This window comes from Elizabethkingia bruuniana, from assembly GCF_002024805.1.
GTDB classification, from domain to species: Bacteria; Bacteroidota; Bacteroidia; order Flavobacteriales; family Weeksellaceae; genus Elizabethkingia; species Elizabethkingia bruuniana.
Genome location: NZ_CP014337.1, coordinates 222,718 through 241,038, shown reverse-complemented (window position 1 = coordinate 241,038; position 18,321 = coordinate 222,718). Strand labels below are relative to the sequence as shown.

The 18,321-nt window shown below is 33.4% G+C and carries 13 protein-coding genes; 5 read left to right on the top strand and 8 right to left on the bottom strand.

Features of this window, described 5'->3' with window-relative positions; translation table 11 throughout:
• Positions 1-116: 116 nt before the first annotated feature.
• Positions 117-1,712, top strand: a complete 1,596-nt coding sequence (locus AYC65_RS01100) for a helix-turn-helix transcriptional regulator (RefSeq protein WP_078674680.1) — start codon at positions 117-119, stop codon at positions 1,710-1,712.
• A gap of 324 nt (positions 1,713-2,036) precedes the next feature.
• Here AYC65_RS01100 and AYC65_RS01095 read toward each other — a convergent pair whose 3' ends face one another.
• Positions 2,037-3,779 carry an FISUMP domain-containing protein gene (locus AYC65_RS01095; RefSeq protein ID WP_034870974.1) on the bottom strand — a complete coding sequence of 581 codons (1,743 nt, stop codon included), beginning with the start codon at positions 3,777-3,779 and terminating at the stop codon, positions 2,037-2,039.
• Between the two features lie 133 nt (positions 3,780-3,912).
• The gene (locus AYC65_RS01090) at positions 3,913-4,446 is read right to left on the bottom strand and encodes a TetR/AcrR family transcriptional regulator (protein WP_034870975.1); all 534 of its coding nucleotides are present in this window, start codon (positions 4,444-4,446) and stop codon (positions 3,913-3,915) included.
• Between the two features lie 435 nt (positions 4,447-4,881).
• On the opposite strand from AYC65_RS01090, the gene AYC65_RS01085 reads away from it, so the two are divergent.
• The 4 genes from AYC65_RS01085 (at position 4,882) to AYC65_RS01070 (ending at position 10,138) form a co-directional block, all read left to right on the top strand.
• Positions 4,882-5,388, top strand: a complete 507-nt coding sequence (locus AYC65_RS01085) for a tetratricopeptide repeat protein (RefSeq protein WP_034870976.1) — start codon at positions 4,882-4,884, stop codon at positions 5,386-5,388.
• Positions 5,389-5,536: 148 nt separating this feature from the next.
• Positions 5,537-7,393, top strand: coding sequence for a M61 family metallopeptidase (locus AYC65_RS01080; protein WP_034870977.1), 1,857 nt, complete (start codon positions 5,537-5,539; stop codon positions 7,391-7,393).
• Positions 7,394-7,752: 359 nt separating this feature from the next.
• Positions 7,753-9,507 carry a sensor histidine kinase gene (locus tag AYC65_RS01075; RefSeq protein ID WP_234300211.1) on the top strand — a complete coding sequence of 585 codons (1,755 nt, stop codon included), beginning with the start codon at positions 7,753-7,755 and terminating at the stop codon, positions 9,505-9,507.
• Positions 9,497-10,138, top strand: coding sequence for a response regulator transcription factor (locus AYC65_RS01070; protein WP_034870980.1), 642 nt, complete (start codon positions 9,497-9,499; stop codon positions 10,136-10,138). The genes AYC65_RS01075 and AYC65_RS01070 overlap by 11 nt, the downstream gene beginning before the upstream one ends.
• A gap of 995 nt (positions 10,139-11,133) precedes the next feature.
• On the opposite strand, the gene AYC65_RS01065 is transcribed toward AYC65_RS01070, so the two are convergent.
• From AYC65_RS01065 to AYC65_RS01040, 6 genes are all read right to left on the bottom strand, one after another.
• Positions 11,134-11,328: a hypothetical protein gene (locus AYC65_RS01065; protein WP_034870987.1), complete on the bottom strand. Its 195-nt coding sequence runs from the start codon at positions 11,326-11,328 to the stop codon at positions 11,134-11,136.
• A 208-nt stretch (positions 11,329-11,536) separates the two neighbouring features.
• A complete protein-coding gene (locus AYC65_RS01060) occupies positions 11,537-12,166 on the bottom strand; it encodes a helix-turn-helix transcriptional regulator (protein ID WP_234300210.1) in 630 nt (209 codons plus the stop codon).
• Between the two features lie 716 nt (positions 12,167-12,882).
• On the bottom strand, positions 12,883-14,673 hold the full coding sequence (locus AYC65_RS01055) for a hypothetical protein (RefSeq protein WP_034870981.1): 1,791 nt from the start codon (positions 14,671-14,673) through the stop codon (positions 12,883-12,885).
• 28 nt (positions 14,674-14,701) lie between these two features.
• Positions 14,702-14,917 (bottom strand): hypothetical protein, encoded by a 216-nt coding sequence (locus tag AYC65_RS01050; protein ID WP_052114768.1) that lies wholly within the window; start codon positions 14,915-14,917, stop codon positions 14,702-14,704.
• Between the two features lie 293 nt (positions 14,918-15,210).
• Positions 15,211-16,155 carry a helix-turn-helix transcriptional regulator gene (locus AYC65_RS01045; protein ID WP_034870982.1) on the bottom strand — a complete coding sequence of 315 codons (945 nt, stop codon included), beginning with the start codon at positions 16,153-16,155 and terminating at the stop codon, positions 15,211-15,213.
• A 389-nt stretch (positions 16,156-16,544) separates the two neighbouring features.
• Positions 16,545-18,305 (bottom strand): hypothetical protein, encoded by a 1,761-nt coding sequence (locus AYC65_RS01040; RefSeq protein WP_034870983.1) that lies wholly within the window; start codon positions 18,303-18,305, stop codon positions 16,545-16,547.
• Positions 18,306-18,321 lie beyond the last annotated feature (16 nt).

Genomic DNA, 18,321 nt, shown 5'->3' with positions numbered 1-18,321 from the left:
AATAAATCAATATGTCAATATTGATTTAAATTAATATGTTATTATTAATATGTTATTAATTCGAAATTATAATTAATAAATGAGTCATACTATCTTCGCTAAAATTTTATTCTAATATGAAAGGAACTTTACTTTTTTGTTCACTACTATGTTGGTTTATATGTAAATCTCAAACTATTGGATTATCAGAAATTGAAGTTGAAAAGAGGTTTAATCAAATTGCTTTAAAAAACTTAGAAAATGAGAACTTTAAAGAAGTTAATACACTTTATCAATATTCAGTTAGTAAAAATTATAAGACAGGAATATTAAAAGGTTTAATCGCTATACAACAGTATTATCTTGGAAAAGGAGACTATACAAAGGCTCTTAATTATGGAGAGAAAGCTAAAGAAAATGCATTAAAACTTGATGATAACAATGCATTAAGTAATATATATATGTATGACGGGACAACATTTGCAATGTTAGACATGCATAAGAAGTCTAAAACAGCCCTTAATATTGCTGTTCAATATGCTGAGAAAATAGACAACATGATTGACAAAAATATACAATTAAGCAGGATATATACAACTTTTGCTGGATTATCAGAAGGAGAAGATTTAAATGATTCTATTGTTTATTATTCAAAAAAAAGTTTAGAATTTATCGAAAGTATACCTAAGCATAAACTCAACAAATTGCAAGAAAGCAATTATTACAATATGCTTATTAGTCAATATCTAAATATGGGTTCTATTTATACCCATTTTATAAAACCTCCTAATTTTGAAAAAGCTGAGTTTTATTATTCAAAAGCTTTGAGTTTATCAACGACCCAACCGGAATATTTTAAAGAAAATGCATTGTTTGCATATTTTACCATCGGGCATTTTTATTTTCAAAAAAAAGAATATCAAAAAAGCATAATGTATTTTGAAAAGACATTAGTAGAGGAAAAAATGAATACAGACTTGGATCGGAGATTAGCAACATATGATAACCTGAAAAATATATATGATTCTATTAAAGATGTTTCTAAACAAAATAAATACTTAAAATTATACAGCAATCTTAATGACAGTCTATTAAGAATTAAAAATAAATCAATAATCACTCATTCGGATAAACAAAATTATTACCTACAATCAGAAGTAAGTAATCTTAGAAAAGATATATTATGGTTTTGTTTAGCTGCAATCATAATTGTATTTTCAATTGGAGCTTATTTCTATAAGAGAAACAGGACACTTAGAATAAAGTATGATATACTCATTAACAAACTGGAGAATCATGAGATTACTGGTACTAAACGTATAAATGGAGATTCAAACGAAGCTTATGTAAATAGTAATATTCCATTACATAAAGAGGATAATATTATAAAGAAAATAGAAGCTTTTGAAAATTCAGAGAAATTCTTAAGAAAAAATATAACACTCCCTTATATATCACATCTTTTAAATATTAATCCCAGGTATTTATCTATTACTATAAATAAGATTAAAAACAAAAATTTTAATGATTATATAAATGAACTTAGAATTAAATATATAATAGACAAACTATATAATAATCCCTTATATAGGGAATATAAAATAAGCTATCTTGCGGAAGAATGTGGTTATTCTTCACATCAGGTATTTATAACAGCTTTCCGAAAAGAGACAGGAATGACTCCTTCCTATTTCATTAAACAATTATCTATAAAACAAAGGATTAAAGATTAACATTTGCCATAACGCTCCTCATATCAAGAATTATGAGAAAATTAAAAGAAAAAAACTAGGATTACTTTTAACAGTTTTTCTTTGATTATACTTCTAAATTACAATGCAAGCCAAACCATGTATTAAATTTTGTGTTAGCCTCAATCTGATCGGAATATATTCCCACAGCATATATCTTTCAGTTTAATTCCTTTCTTTAAACTTACTAATACTATAAACATTGCTATACTCTGATTCCAGTTCATGTGGTAATCCTCTTTACCTGCTATAAAAATAACTGATATCCCCCTGCAATTTTGAAATTGCAGGGGGTATTTTTAACATTTAGTTAGGCACATCAGCAATACATCGTAAAGAGTGCTGATTAAAAGATTTATCACTTATACTTGTTACAATAGCACTGGTTGCCGGAAGTGGATTTTCGGCAGAAATCTTTATAACCTGAACATCGCCACTCTCCGTACTTGTCCAGTAGTTCCCTACATACCCCCGATAATCCACATGACCTGCAGCATGAAATATTCCGGCAATTGGAAGCGTTATCAGTACATTGGCATTTTTTTTACTCCTTAAAACCTTTCCTGCACCAAAGGAACCACCAAAGTCTACAGGAGCAGTATCCCACTTCCCTATATTTTCAGATGTTGTATATTCTAACAGCTTAAGCCACTCATTTGTTGTCGGAACTCTGTAGCCTGCAGGACAAGGATCATAAGTTTGGTTTTTTACAGGGGCATAATTTGTTCCGCTATTCCATGCTCCGGCAGGACCGCTTTTTTGTGTATTATTTGTTGCACTATAAGGATCTTTCAGCCCCCAAAAATAGTACCCTCCATATAATGCTGCAACCTGCGGATTCTGGTCTGGGTTATTAGCTGTCAGATCCATATTGGTAACTCCCATATTATAGCGCATCCATATCTGACCATTGATTCGTGCTGCAGCTACTCCCATATAAGTAAGATAAGTATCTACAGGCACCAAGCTAATATTCAGTTTATATTTAACTCCCGGTGTTACTTTCAAATTTTCTATTTTGATGTTTTTATTAACAATACTTGCTCCCTGAGAAGGTGAAGTACCTATTCCCAAACGGACAGATGGAATATTAAAAACAGTAGTATTATTCGTATCATTATTCACAACATTAATATTACTAACAGAATTTGGGTAAAGATCAATATTATTCCCCGTAGGCAGGCTAAACAGGATCGGTGTACTTCCTAAACTACTTCTGCTAATAACTCCATCCGCTAACTGAACACTTGCCTTGTTATAATGTGGAGCAATATTGGCGTCTATGGTATGAATCTTATATCCGGTCTGAGAAACATCCAATGTCGTTGTAATCTGGCTAAACATATGTTTTAGTACAATATCCAGATAATTATTAGTTCCTCCCTGTAATGTTATAGGTGAGGATTTAAAATACATTAAATCTGTAGTACCTGCCATATCACTTAATACAGCACCTGCCAGTGTATTTTTATTAACAACGGAAGGAAGAGAAGCTATACTTGTTGTATTTACACAATAAGATACAAAAGTATAAGTCTGTCCTCCATCCAGCATAAGAGCAGGTGTAATCGCTGTATTACTTTCCTTTCCACGGATATAATCGCGTTCAGCGACATAATTACCGTTATTATCATATACCAAAAGTTTATAACAGATATCATTAGGCAATAAACCTGGTTCTGTTGCTGCCATAAGATTGTTAACATTACTTGCCGTAGCCTGTAATTCTGAAGTTGTTTTTTGTGGAATAAGATCTGCAACAACAATGAAGTCATTACCCATCTTTATTTCCTGATGCTGATTGAATTTCTGGTATTGTAAACTTCCTCCTGTCGAGGCCTGCATACCTAATTCGGCAATACCTTCATAGTTACTGCCTTTAAAATTTATTTTCACCTCAGCTGTTCCGGTAACATGTTCTGTTTCTGCATTCCGGCATGATACCACGGAAAAAACAAGACTCACTCCGACTGACAAAACCATAGCTTTTACCAGATGAGACAAGAGATAATCATTACATTTTTTTTTCGGGAATAGTTCTTCTTTCATAGTTTATTATTTATAGGTTATAATTATTATCTTTTAAAGCCATTCTTTATTTCGGGAATGACAACAGTTCTTCTATCTGTACTAAATAATACAGACAATTTGCAAATGTGATGTGGTTGTAGATTTAGGCTAATTAATCTTTCAGCAGGCCGTTTACTATAATTTTAGATTTTATGGTTAACTCATTATTTCCATAAAGTCTACCCATAACTATTGAGCTTTCGAAAAGCATGTAAATATGTGCTGATAAAATCTCATCAGGGATTTCTCTTATGAAAAAATTTCTTAATTCGTTTTTGTGCTGGCGGATTGTTTCGTGAATCTGGATTTTATCATCAGGAATTTCAGAAGATATATTTAGAAAACTACAGCCTCTGAAATTCTCTTTCTCATTCATATATATAAGGAAATCGAATGACATGAGTATTTTTTCTTTCCGGCCGGAGGCCTTCGAAATAAATCTTTCCCATTGTGAAGACCAGTATTCATATCTTTTATTCAGAAATTCCAGACATAGGTCGTCTTTAGATCTGAAATGATCATAAAAACTAGCTTTGGAAACTCCTGAATCTGCAATAATCTGATTTATACCCGTGTTATTATAACCTTGCGTATGAAACAAGATACTGGCTGTATTTAATATTCTTTCACGTGGAGAATTGCCCATGGTAATATCGCAAAAATAACAAAAAAACAAACAGACAAGTCTGTTTGTTCTATTCTTTGCATAAAATAATGCATTATTAATTATTAAATAACAATAAACACACTATTTAACGGCATTTTTGACAACAAAAAAATATTTTATTTCTGCTCTCGATATAAAAACGAATTGATTTCTATACTTTTTCAAAAGAAGCGACAGGTTATTTTCATTCCATAATGTTGCTTATTATTCCATTTTTATGTTCGAGATAAAATCAAATTTCACATAAAAAACACAACTCTTGCCCTTTAAGTCAATCTTAAGTTTTCATAAAAAACTGGTTTATACTGTTAATATTTAGACAAAAAGATTAATGTTTCAAAAAGTTTTCCGGCACACGGAACCATAATTGCTGCACTTTAATCACAATAAATATTAATTACTAAAACCAGAAAAATGAACAAGAACAAAATGAAAAGTGTAAAGCAAGTAGTAATCGGAATGTTATTATTAGGATCTGTAAATGTAGCTTATGCACAAACAACAGACAGCACCAAACAATCACAACCCACTGACCAGGCAAAACAACAAGACAACAATGCTTTGGTAAAAGAGGCAATAGCTTACCAGGATAAACAAGACTGGAACAATGCTCTTGCAACCTGGAAAAAAGTTAGCGCATCTATCCCAGATTGGGCACCAGCTTATTATGGACAGGGTTATGTTTATCAGTCAATGAAAGACAAAGCAAATGCACAAGCTTCTTTTGAGAAATTTATCGCTACGGTAAAACCTGAAGAAATTGAGGCTAACAAACAAAATCTGGCTTATGCTCATATGTATGTTGCTTTCGCCTTATATGAAACGAATAAAGAAGATGCGAAAAAGCATATTGCAAAAGCTTTAGAATATGATCCTAACAATGAAGATGCGAAAAAACTAAGTAAAAGTATCAATCAATAGGAAGAGCGTTATAAACACATTTGATAAAAGTTTTCAAAATCCTCAGCTTAAAAAGCTGGGGATTTTTTGTTTAATACCCACAGTTTTTTTATCCCATTTGTAACAAATAATTATAACCGAACAACTTATTAGGTAAAATTCAATATCAATGAATAAAATTACAACCCTGATAGGAGCTTTAGCCGTTACTATGGTCAGTGCTCAGTCGATTAAAACGAACATCGACCTTGTTAATATAAAAGATGATAAAGTAGCGGTGACCATGGAGTTTCCGAAAATGAAATCGTCTGATGTGAAATTTCATTTTCCTAAAACAGTTCCCGGAACTTATTCTGTAGACGATTACGGAAGATTTATAGAGGGCATCAAATTTTACGATAATAAAGGAAGAGAATTACCTTACACAAAGGTTGATGACAATACTTATACCCTGAAAAACGCACGCGACCTGACTAAAGTTACTTATCTGGTTAATGACAGCTTCGACGAGGAAACGGATAAATCGAAACATAAGCCCGTATTCTCTCCTACAGGTACAGATATTGAACAAGACAAAGTATATTTAGTCAATACCCATGGCTTTGTAGGATATATCGATAAAATGCAGGATGTACCTTATAGATTGGTCATACAAAAACCAGCAGATTTCTATGGTACAACAGCTTTGGTAGATCAGGACAAATCTGACAATACTGATACTTATGTTCTGGCTAACTATGCTAAATTAACAGACTCCCCGTTAATGTATACAAAACCTAATTATACAACTTTTAATGCAGGCGGTATGGATTTGGTTCTGGGTGTATACTCTCCTACCGGAAAATACAAAGCCGCAGATTTCAAAGATAATCTGGAGAAAATGGTTGTTGCTCAGAAGAAATTCTTAGGCGATATGAATACCAACAAGAAATATGCTATAATGCTATATCTGACAGGTGGAGAAGGTCCAAAAGTAAGAGGCTACGGAGCATTGGAGCACCATGAATCTACGAGCGTAGTTCTTCCGGAAGCAATGTCTAAAGAAGAGATTGACGGGGCCATTACAGATGTTGTTTCCCACGAATTTTTTCATACTGTAAATCCTTTAAAAACACATTCCGAAGAAATACACTACTTTGATTATGCAGATCCAAAAATGTCTCAGCATTTATGGATGTATGAAGGAGGTACCGAATATTTCGCTAATTTATTCCAGATACAGGAAGGCCTTATTGACAAGAATGATTTCTTAGCCAGAATAGGACAAAAAATTTCAGGTTCCAAAAGATATAAAGATACCCTGCCATTTACTGTAATGAGTAAGAATGTTCTGCAGGATGAATACAAAGACCAGTATGCAAATGTTTACGAGAAAGGAGCCTTACTGGCAATGTGTCTGGATATAGAATTAAGAGAGCTATCGAAAGGTGAAATGGGTTACCGTGACATGATCAGAAAACTATCTCAGCGATTTGGAGAAAACAAACCATTCAAAGACGATAAGTTAATTGACGAGCTGGTTATTGTTACAGGCTATCCACAGATAAAAGATTTCTACAATAAATATATTGCCGGAAGCGAACCGACTCCATACGAGAAATACCTAAATAAGGTAGGAATAGAAACAGTAAAGACAGAAAAGCCTTTTTTCTGGCTGACTAAAAACCCAAATCGAACTACAACTTATAACCAAAAAGACAATACATTTACTTTTACTCCTAATGCTGAAATATCAACTTTCGGGAAAAATATTGGCTTTAAAACCTCAGATGAATTTGTAAGTGTAGATGGGAAAACTATTGATCCGGCAAAAATGAGTGACATTATTAACTATATGTCCAGCATTAAAGAAGGTGCAGATGTTACTATTACAGTTTTAAGAAAAAACGGAGATAAAAAAGAAAAAATTGACCTTAAAGGAAAAGCTATTATTGATAAACTTGTAAGTGAAAAATTACAGTACAAGGCCAATCCTACTTCTGCTGAGCAAAAATTACAGAATCAGTGGTTAACAGGAAAAAAGTAATATTTAATCAGATATAATTCAGATCTGTAAAACAGAGAAAGCCTTGTTCATAGAATAAGGCTTTTTTGTTTCATATATCATAGTATTTTTAGCTCTGTAATTATATTGAGTAGCATTTCTTAGTACAAATTCCCGTAAATTTAGAGTCATATATTGTAAACCCTGCATTTTATCAGACATTTACTATTACAGAAAAACAGAAATTACATTAACTTTGTCCATTGAATGATATGCACCAATTACGATATTTCCGGGAAAAATATTATATTGTTTAAAAACAAATTCTAAACGGATTTAAGTAATCAGGCAATTAATTTAGTTGATAAACAGATATGAAATATAAATTCTTAAATTTTAAATTGAGGAAAATTGTTCATTACTCATTAATACTATGTATCTTACTGGTACAGGTCATTATAGCAGTATTCTTTTACAACGAATTCACCAATGAAAAGAAGCTAAAGTTTATCGAAAGCCAGCTAAAAGACAGCAAAGCACTGGGAGGCCTTACTGAAAATTCAAGAAAGAATTTTACAGAAGCACAGAACTATCTTCAGAAATACATGGTCAGTCAGGACGACAAAGACCTAAAGCTCTATTTTGAATCTCTAAAGAAACTTAAAGGCAATTTTGATAAAATAGGTGAATACGAAAGTTTAAGCCCCGGTCTAAAAAGCAGTCTTGCCCAGCAAAAAAAGGACACCCCAAAGCTAATAGACTTGAAAGTATTAATGGATTCTGTATACCAATCTTCTCTAAAGCATCCTGCAAGAATTGAGGATCAATATTATGAACCAGAAAAGTATAAAAGCAATTTTGACAATCTGGATGTACAAACCCAGACCCATACTACAACAACGACTACTGATACAATTAAAAAGAAAGGCTTTTTCGGGCGTCTTAAAGATGCAATAACCGGAAAAGTAGATGTTCAGAAGGAGAAAGAAAAAGAAAGTACTATTGTTACTGTGACAAATAACAGTAAGGACAAGAGTAAACATAAAACAATTGACATTTCTAATGTAAAAACTGAAATGAATAATGCCATAAAATCTATAAACAAGCATTATTCGGATCAGATTAAAAAAGTACAATTATCTGCTGCCAAAAGCCAGCGGGACAATCTTCGGTTTTATAGCAACTTCAATAAATTGCTCGTATACAGCAACGGGCTGATTGATGTTTATGAAAATGCTATTAAAGGATTCAAATCTGAATTAGAAAAAGAGTACAACGAGCAAAGCTCCAGGAATAGTAAAACCAGAACTTATCTGGTACTAGGATTAATGGTACTCATGTTTATTGTATCCATTCTGATTATGTATTTTACAAGAATCGCATTTATATACGAAATGAAGCTTAATGAGGCCAATGAGTTAAACAAAAAGAACCTCGGCTTCAAAAATAGAATATTGGGTATGCTGAGTCACGAACTAAGGTCGCCGCTAAAAATAATCAATATTTTCATTGATAAAATTACCCGAACGACCAAGGATGAAACTATAAAAGGTTACCTTAACTCGATAAAATTCACCAATAGTTCTCTGCTTATACAATCCAATCAGATTTTAGAGTATACAAAAAATCAGGATGCTGGTCAGAAATTAGTCAATACAACCTTTAATCTTAAAGATGAAATTAATGCTATTGCAACAGCTATCGCTCCTTATATAGAAACCAGAAACAACAAATTTGTTGTAAATGACCAAATACCTGCAGATATTGTTGTACATTCAGATAATATAAAGATCAATCAGTTATTGATGAATATTCTGGGTAACGCTAATAAGTTTACAGAAAACGGACAGATTAAGCTAGATCTGGCTACCGAAATGGCAGGCAATGATAAAATTGTTCTGACAACGGTAATTAGTGATACAGGCTCCGGAATCTCGGAAACCGATTTGAAAAAGATTTTTGAACCTTATTATCAGGGGATGGTATCCGATGAAATTGATAATCTTGGAGCCGGGCTAGGTTTGAATCTATGTAAGGAAATTGTAGAATTATTTAACGGTGATATTTCTGTTGCAAGTGAACTCCGTAAAGGAACACAGGTAACATTCAGAATAAATTTAAATATTGACAGTAACAGAACTACAAATGGAAAATAAAGAGATTGTATTTCTTTTAGCAGATGATCATAGTATTGTAAGACATGGTATTGAAATTGTAATTCATGAGTGTGTTCCAAATGCTATCGTATATCATACCTCTGCTTTACATCAGGTAGAAGAGCTGGTAAAGTCAAAAGGTGTGGAAATCTTAGTAATCGACGCTCATTTTCCGGATGGAAACAGCCTGCATATAATACCTCAACTAAAAGATGAAAATCCTGACCTTAGAGTTCTTATTTTTTCTGGTCTTGAGGAAAATCTGCATGCCATTAAGTTTATACATGCAGGAGCTAACGGATACCTTAGTAAACTAAGCGAAGAAGAAGAAGTTGAACAAGCTATCAGAAGTATTGTCCAGAAAGGTGAGTACCTCTCCGAAACTGTTCGAAATCTATTGGTACAGTATGCCAATAACCCTGGATCAGTAAACCCTCTTAGCAATCTGACTAAGAGAGAATTACAAATTGCAGAGATGTATGCAGAAGGACATGGTAATCTGGAAATTGCCAATCAGCTGGATATAAAGCAGAATACAGTAAGTACGATCAAGAAAAATATTTTTGATAAGCTGAAAATAGAAAACCTTGTCGAACTTATAGACCTTATAAAAACCCATCATAAAATATAGGGTTCTAAAAACTTTTCATCCATTCCTACCGAACATCGATATATATCTATACGCTTATCGATATATATCGATGCCTTTTATTAGGCATCTTTCTTCCTGATGTCGTTACTTTGTAAAAGCAAAATTTACCAAATGAAACACAAAATTAAAAATGCGGTAGGAGGCTTTTTAATTTCCGGTAAATATTTTATGACTATGCAAATACTAAACTAAACTATAGTTATAAAAAGCACAAATGATGAAATTTATTACAGAAGTGTCCATATGACCATCAGCCAGTTCTCTCGAAACAACTGATTTATAAAAACACAAACACAATATATAAACAGAGAGATTGGTATTTTGAGATCATTAATTAAGAAGAAGGAGATTTCTACAAAAAATTGAGACTGTCTTTTAGGCAGTCTTTTTTTATCTATATTCAGCAAGTAATCGATATATATCTATGTCTTTATCGATATATATCGACGCCTTTTATGAGGTATCTGTCTCCAGGATGTTGTTACTTTGTAGAAGCAAAATTTACCAAATGAAACACAAAATTAAAAATGCGGTAGGAGGCTTTTTAATTTCCGGTAAATATTTTATGACTATGCATATACTAAACTAAACTATAGTTATAAAAAGCACAAATGATGAAATTTATTACAGAAATGTCCATATGACCTTCGACCGATTTTCTCGAAACAACTGATTTATAAAACACAAACACAATATATAAACAGAGAGATTGGTCTTTTGAGGTTATTTATTAAGAAGAAGGAGATTTCTACAAAAAAATGAGACTGTCTTTATAGATAGTCTCTTTTTTTATTTCAATAATAACCTTTTAACTATAATGCACTAAAAAACAGATGCCCCGAAGGTCATCTGTTTCTGCAAATTCAATTTGCTGACTAATGAATAATATTTCTGAAGTGTGTTTTTGTATATTATTCTAAAAACCAATGTCATTACTGGTTTTATTTTTCATCTTTTGTGATTTTAGGATTGTATTACCATTCTATAGTACGATTGTCATCTGCTCCGGTATCCCATTCTTCTTTTACAGATCCTGAGGAATCAGGAGGAATTACTTTTGCAGATCCGGCAGCTATGCCATACTCCAACTCTACTGACTCTACAATCAATACAGGTTCTTTGTAGCTTTCTTTGCAAAAGTCACATTCAGTTTTTTTACTTTTTTTCATCATTTGTGTTTCTGTTTATATGTAATTCAGGCTCATCATTTTGCGTAAACAAAAGTCAAAATATCTGCTGGATTAAGCCTTATATTGTACTACCCTTTGGATCATACTTTATCATTTACTTTCTATTTCCACCTATCCCTCACCTATTACCTTTAATTATATATTACTGATAAACAATAAATAACAGACAGTTTCAAGACAAAATATTTTAACCCAACTGATCAAAGAAAAAATAAAGATCAGCCTCGCTTGGAATATTAAGTCTCTTTCGGATTTTATTTTTCCTTTTCTGTACAGAGGTATGTAATACCCCGGTAATATTTGCAATCTCTTTTGAAGAAAAATTGAGTTTTAGCATGGCACAAAACATAAGTTCTGAACGCTTCAGGTCCGGATTAATATTTTGTAAATCAGATACAAAATTCGGATACAAAGCAGTGAATTTGGTAAAAAACACAGTATCGTTCTTTTTTGCTAATGCTATTACCTCATCAAAGCTTTTATCATGAATTTTTGTTTTCAGTATTTTAGCCTCATTCTCCAAAATTTTTCTTTTAGATTCTGATATGCTAACCCTCTTATATACAAATAATCCCAATCCCAAAGCAGAGGCCAAAATCATACTTGTATACATTAAAATATTATCTCTCCTATCTGCTTTCAGCTCCGCAATATCAGCAGTTAATAAGTATATAGCATTATTATACTTAACCTCATTTTTATATGATGATAACATATCAGGATTATGGCATAATCCAGACTTTAAAGCAGAATTACAAGAAAAGGGTAAATGTACTAACCATAATATGATCAGGTGTGTTTCAATATTTATCTTCATATGATCAGAATAAAGACTATAACATCTAAATACTTACATACTTAAAAGGAAGGTGTCAGAAGACAGATTCAGTACACAGAAAAAAGCATAGACCAGCAGGTGTATATTATTTACACATTTACAAAATACAGTTATAACACATGCCTATTCTCGTCATTCTTTTAATCATTATGAATAAGCTGTTTAACTTCAGTTTTCCGCCTGTTGTGAATAAAAATCATTCAGCAATCATATCTGTTTCTGTATGGAAAACTCTCTGTAACACCCTGCCTGTTTAAAGTAATATTGAAGCAGTACTAATAATGGTTTGTATTTGTAACTTACACGTTACCGGATATGACTCCTTGTTTATTTGTTTATTTTTCTTCATCATTATATGTTTGTTTATTATTTGTTGTTCAAAATAAGGATAGAATTTTATCTAAGCAAAAATCATGATATCTGTTGGAATAACATCTATATCTACACCCCCTTTATATATTACTTTTTCCTGTAATTTACGAAAACAATATACCCTTTATCTATTACTTTTTATACAACTAACTGAACAACAATATCAAGAACGCCTTTATTAGATTTGATACAAAAACGGGTAGTAAAAATTTTACTACCCGCTAAAACACTGTTAACAAACAAAATGATGTTGTCTTATACATCCGGTTGCACCGGAAAATGGCTAACAGATTTTACAAACAAATGATGATAATTTTCTTTAATTAGGGATTCTTTACACAACGAATAGGGACCCTGTCATCTGCGGACCAGTTTGCTTCATCCGAAGGTTGTCCCCTTCTGGTAACAAAAGTCTTGTTTCCTCCACTGGAATCTCCATTCACAATAGACGGAACCATTGCTCTTACATTCGCATCTGCTCCTGTAAGATAAGGCATAGCATCACTTGCCATATATTGTGCATTACTAGCTGTCCATACTGCATTGTCTCCATTTTGGTAACCAGCAGCAGCCTGCGCTGTGGTAAAGTTTCCGAAATAACGCCCCGCAGCATAGAATCTTAAACGCACAGACGTACCCCCCATTTCATTAGTCCCATCAAAATACACGTATGGAAAATTATTTCCGGTAATATTTCCGTTTGGCTGGGCCGTTCCCCCTGCAAAAGTTGTTGCTGACAAGCCATCATTAGCTCCGCTTGTATCCCCTCCATTATGCACTTTAAATACTCCAAGGTTAGCAAAATCACTAACTGTGGGCATTCTCCATTTTCCTCCGGCAACAAGTTTGCATGGGTCTTGGATTGGAAGCGTTATCTGATTTATAGGCGCTGTATTAGCATCTGTCCAACCATTTATAATCTTTTTAGGTACTAAAGGTGTTTCCGTAGATCCAAAATTCCAATAATCTGTATCTCTGTAATTAGAACCTGTTTCCTGTGGATAATATCTGTTATAATATATTTTATTCACCCAATCATAGGCCAGATTCCCTCTAGCCCAGATTAATCCACCAATTGAAATACCTGTTGCCTGAAAACTTAGGTTCACCTTATAGCTTACACCTTTCTGAAAAGTTCCTACGGGTACATTAATAGCAGGCACATCTGTTCTTGCCGGAGAACCATTTGTAGAAACCGACGTAATATTAATTACATGGGCATTTCCTGCCGAAGATACTAACACAGAAGAGCTCGTAACTGCCTGAGCATTTAGTGTAGGAAAAGTAAAAGATTTGTTATAGGAAGTCGCAGTTCCGGAAGTTGTTGTGCCATTTGCCGCAAGATTTACAGAGCCAGTTCCTGCAATGTTGGCTGCGATTGCAGTGACTCTCCCCATTTCTGCTGTTGCATCTACACTTAGACTTACCCTGCTGTTAACATGCTTAAAGGTGATGTTAATATAATTTTGCTGGCCATAGATAATATTAACCAAGCCGCTATTGTAATAAAGATAATCTGAGGTATTGTCAACGGCTATAGTATTGGTTACATCACTAATAGTAGTTGCTGCCGCATTGAATGTTGGAGCCGTAGTAGTATTATAAGAAATTGCAACAAATGTGTAGTTCTTTCCGGCATTTAGTATCATCTGATTAGCTGTATTACTTTGGTTACTGCTATCATATACTTTTTCCTGAGCTGTTATACGATTTCCATTTTCATCAAATACCATTACCAGATACTTAACATTGGCTGCAATAGGATTAGTGCTTGGTGTTTGAGGTGTCGTTGTCCATGCCGAAGGATTAACAGAGGCCTGAGCCTGAGCATTCGTTTTTACTGAAGAAATCTCCGGGGTAATTGTTGCAACTATATTGTAATCTTTATTATAAGGGATTTCTGTTACATAAGCTGTCGGAATTCCTTCAGTTCTGCTTGCAGCAGCTTGTTTTAAAGGAGCATCCATAGCTTCTGTAATTCCGAGTAAGTTTATTTTTACTGTAGTCTGACCTTCACCTTCAACGTTATCTGTTGTACTTCGACAAGACAGGACACTAAAAGAGATTATAAACAACAGTAAAACTGTTATATGCATAAATATTTTTGATTTCATAAACTTTGTTTTTAGATACGTTCATGTATTACCAATAGATTGGCTGATCTGGTGTAACATCTGCATTATCCCAAGTTTCATTAACAGGGGTATTTGTACTGGCAGGAAGAGCTGTACCCGAATTGGCAGCTATCCCGTTTTCCATTTCTACATAAAGTACTTTGACTTCAGGAGAGATATAGTATTTCCTTTTTTCCTGGATCTCTTCTGACAAATTATTGTCATTTTTTTTCTCTTTTTGCATTTTTTATTTATAAGTATTTGTGTTGACTGGAAAAACAATTACCATATCTCCTCGCTATTCTGTTAAACCATAACATCTGCAATTCATGATAATGTATTGAGGCAAAATTCAATAAAAAACGTATCCAAAACAATGAACCTGAGGCAATCACAATCCCACTTAAAACAAATAAACAATTGATATACAGTTATTTAAAATAATATGCAGATAGCTATTAGGTAGCTTATAGAGTATGTATTGCGTATCAATCAGATAAAATAAAATGGATATTTACAGCTGGTAGACCTCATAAATTAGAAGTTTTCAATCCATAAATACAGATCTGTATCGGAAGGAATGTTGAAAGATTTTCTCAGACGATTTTTTCTTCCCTGGACTGTACGAACTGCTAAATGATTATACTCGGCTATATCTTTCGTTGTAAAACCTAGCTTTAATAAAGCACAAAGCTTAAATTCTTCATTGGTCATATTAGGATTTACTTCTAAAAGATTATCATAAAATAAAGGGAAAAACTGTCTGAATACAGGAATAAATGTAACCCCGTTATTCATAGCCAGTTTTACAACATCTTCTATATTTACCTGAAAGACACCATTTAGCTTCTTTTTTAATTCTGATATAATCTTCTCACTCTTCAGAGTTTGCCTATATAACCGGACAAGCTTATAATGCTTATTGGAAATAAAATACCCGATTAAAGCCAGTAAAACAAAAACCTGTATGAAAGTTGTAATACGGACATTTTTAATAAAATAAATATTCCCTTGGCTACTACCTTTAAAAAACTGAAAATTGTATACATGGCTAATTAAAAAAAAAATAAAAATGCTGCTGTAAATAATTACTATTGGAATAATATCTTTTTTTTTGTTCAACACCAACAGACTACCAGTAAGTATCGGAAAATAATAGAATACCAGTCCGTTATCAAATCCATCCTTAGACGAATAATAAAAAACCAGAAGGGTAATAACTAAACAGGTGGAAAATATAACACATGAATTAAACCTTAACCTTTTAAATAAAAAGGAAAAAAGTAAAAGACAGCCTATTGTAAACAAAATATAGAAATTAGTTACAAGATCAAATGTCAGATCTCTTATAGAATCTGTAATAAAAAAAAGGGCAATGAAAAATGTAAACCGATTAATCGTCTTATTTTGTATAACTTCCAGTTTGTTCATTTCATCTGTAATGTGTCTATTTGAAATGTAACTCCAATACTTTTTTAACATAATCAATTATTTTAATATATATATTAATATTAAAATATCAACATACATACTAGTACATTAATATTTTATTATTTTCAATTATGTATCGTTAAATAAAAAAAGGAAAAGGAAATAAATCTGTTTTTCTAACATGCAAGAGTAAGCACATTTGTAGGATTAGCTAAAATAACAGATACCTTACAGATACTTTTCAGGTATACTTTACAGATACTCAACAGCATTTTAAATGCTTATAGTAAAGTATTTATAAAAATAGAAAAAACGGATAGTAAAAATTTTACTACCCGCTAAAACACTGTTAACAAACAAAATGATGTTGTCTTATACATCCGGTTGTACCGGAAAATGGCTAACAGATTTTACAAACAAATGATGATAATTTTCTTTAATTAGGGATTCTTTACACAACGAATAGGGACCCTGTCATCTGCGGACCAGTTTGCTCCATCCAAAGGTTGTCCTCTTCTGGTAACAAAAGTCTTGTTTCCTCCACTGGAATCTCCATTCACAATAGACTGAACCATTGCTCTTACATTCGCATCTGCTCCTGTAAGATAAGGCATAGCATCGCTTGCCATATATTGTGCATTACTAGCTGTCCATACTGCATTGTCTCCATTTTGGTAACCAGCAGCAGCCTGCGCTGTGGTAAAGTTTCCGAAATAACGCCCCGCAGCATAGAATCTTAAACGCACAGACGTACCCCCCATTTCATTAGTCCCATCAAAATACACGTATGGAAAATTATTTCCGGTAATATTTCCGTTTGGTTGGGCCGTTCCCCCTGCAAAAGTTGTTGCTGACAAGCCATCATTAGCTCCGCTTGTATCCCCTCCATTATGCACTTTAAATACTCCAAGGTTAGCAAAATCACTAACTGTGGGCATTCTCCATTTTCCTCCGGCAACAAGTTTGCATGGGTCTTGGATTGGAAGCGTTATCTGATTTATAGGCGCTGTATTAGCATCTGTCCAACCATTTATGATTTTTTTAGGTACCAATCGTGTTTCCGTAGATCCAAAATTCCAATAGTCAGTATTCCTGTAATTAGAACCTGTTTCCTGTGGATAATATCTGTTATAATATATTTTATTTACCCAATCATAGGCCAGATTCCCTCTAGCCCAGATTAATCCACCAATTGAAATACCTGTTGCCTGAAAACTTAGGTTCACCTTATAGCTTACACCTTTCTGAAAAGTTCCCACGGGTACATTAATAGCAGGCACATCTGTTCTTGCCGGAGAACCATTTGTAGAAACCGACGTAATATTAATTACATGGGCATTTCCTGCCGAAGATACTAACACAGAAGAGCTCGTAACTGCCTGAGTATTTAGCACAGGAAAAGTAAAAGATTTGTTATAGGAAGTCGCAGTTCCGGAAGTTGTTGTGCCATTTGCCGCAAGATTTACAGAGCCAGTTCCTGCAATGTTGGCTGCGATTGCAGTGATTCTCCCCATTTCTGCTGTTGCATCTACACTTAGTATCACCCTGCTGTTAATATGCTTAAAAGTGATATTAATATAATTCTGCTGACCGAATATAATATTCAGAGGGCCACTATTGAAATACAGATAATCCAATGAGCTCACCACTGACACTGTATTGGTAACATCACTAAGGTTAGTTACTGCTGTATTGAATGTCGGTGCTGTAGCCGTATTGTACGAAATGGCTACAAAAGTATAATCCTTTCCCGCATTCAGAATCATCTGGTTTGCTGTATCACTCTGATTACTGCTGTCATATATCTTTTCCTGAGCAGTTATACGGTTTCCGTTTTCGTCAAATACCATTACCAGATACTTTACATTTGGACCAATAGGATTTGTAGTTGGCGGTTGTGGTGTAATAGTCAGAGCGGAAGGATTAGCGGATGTCCGGGTATTTATTTTTGCAGCCGGTATTTCAGGCGTAATCGTTGCCACCAGATTAAAATCTTTATTATATGGTATTTCCATAGCATAAACTTCCGAAACCATTCTGCTTCTGCTTACTGAAGTATCTGATGCCTGTATTATTCCGGCTAAGTTTATCTTCACCACTGCCTGCCCCTCCTCCTCTGTATTGCCTGTAGTACCCCGGCACGATAATATGGCAAGAAGCATAAAAACTGACATTATGTATCTGCGTATATTAGTTTTCATAAATCTAAGTCAGATA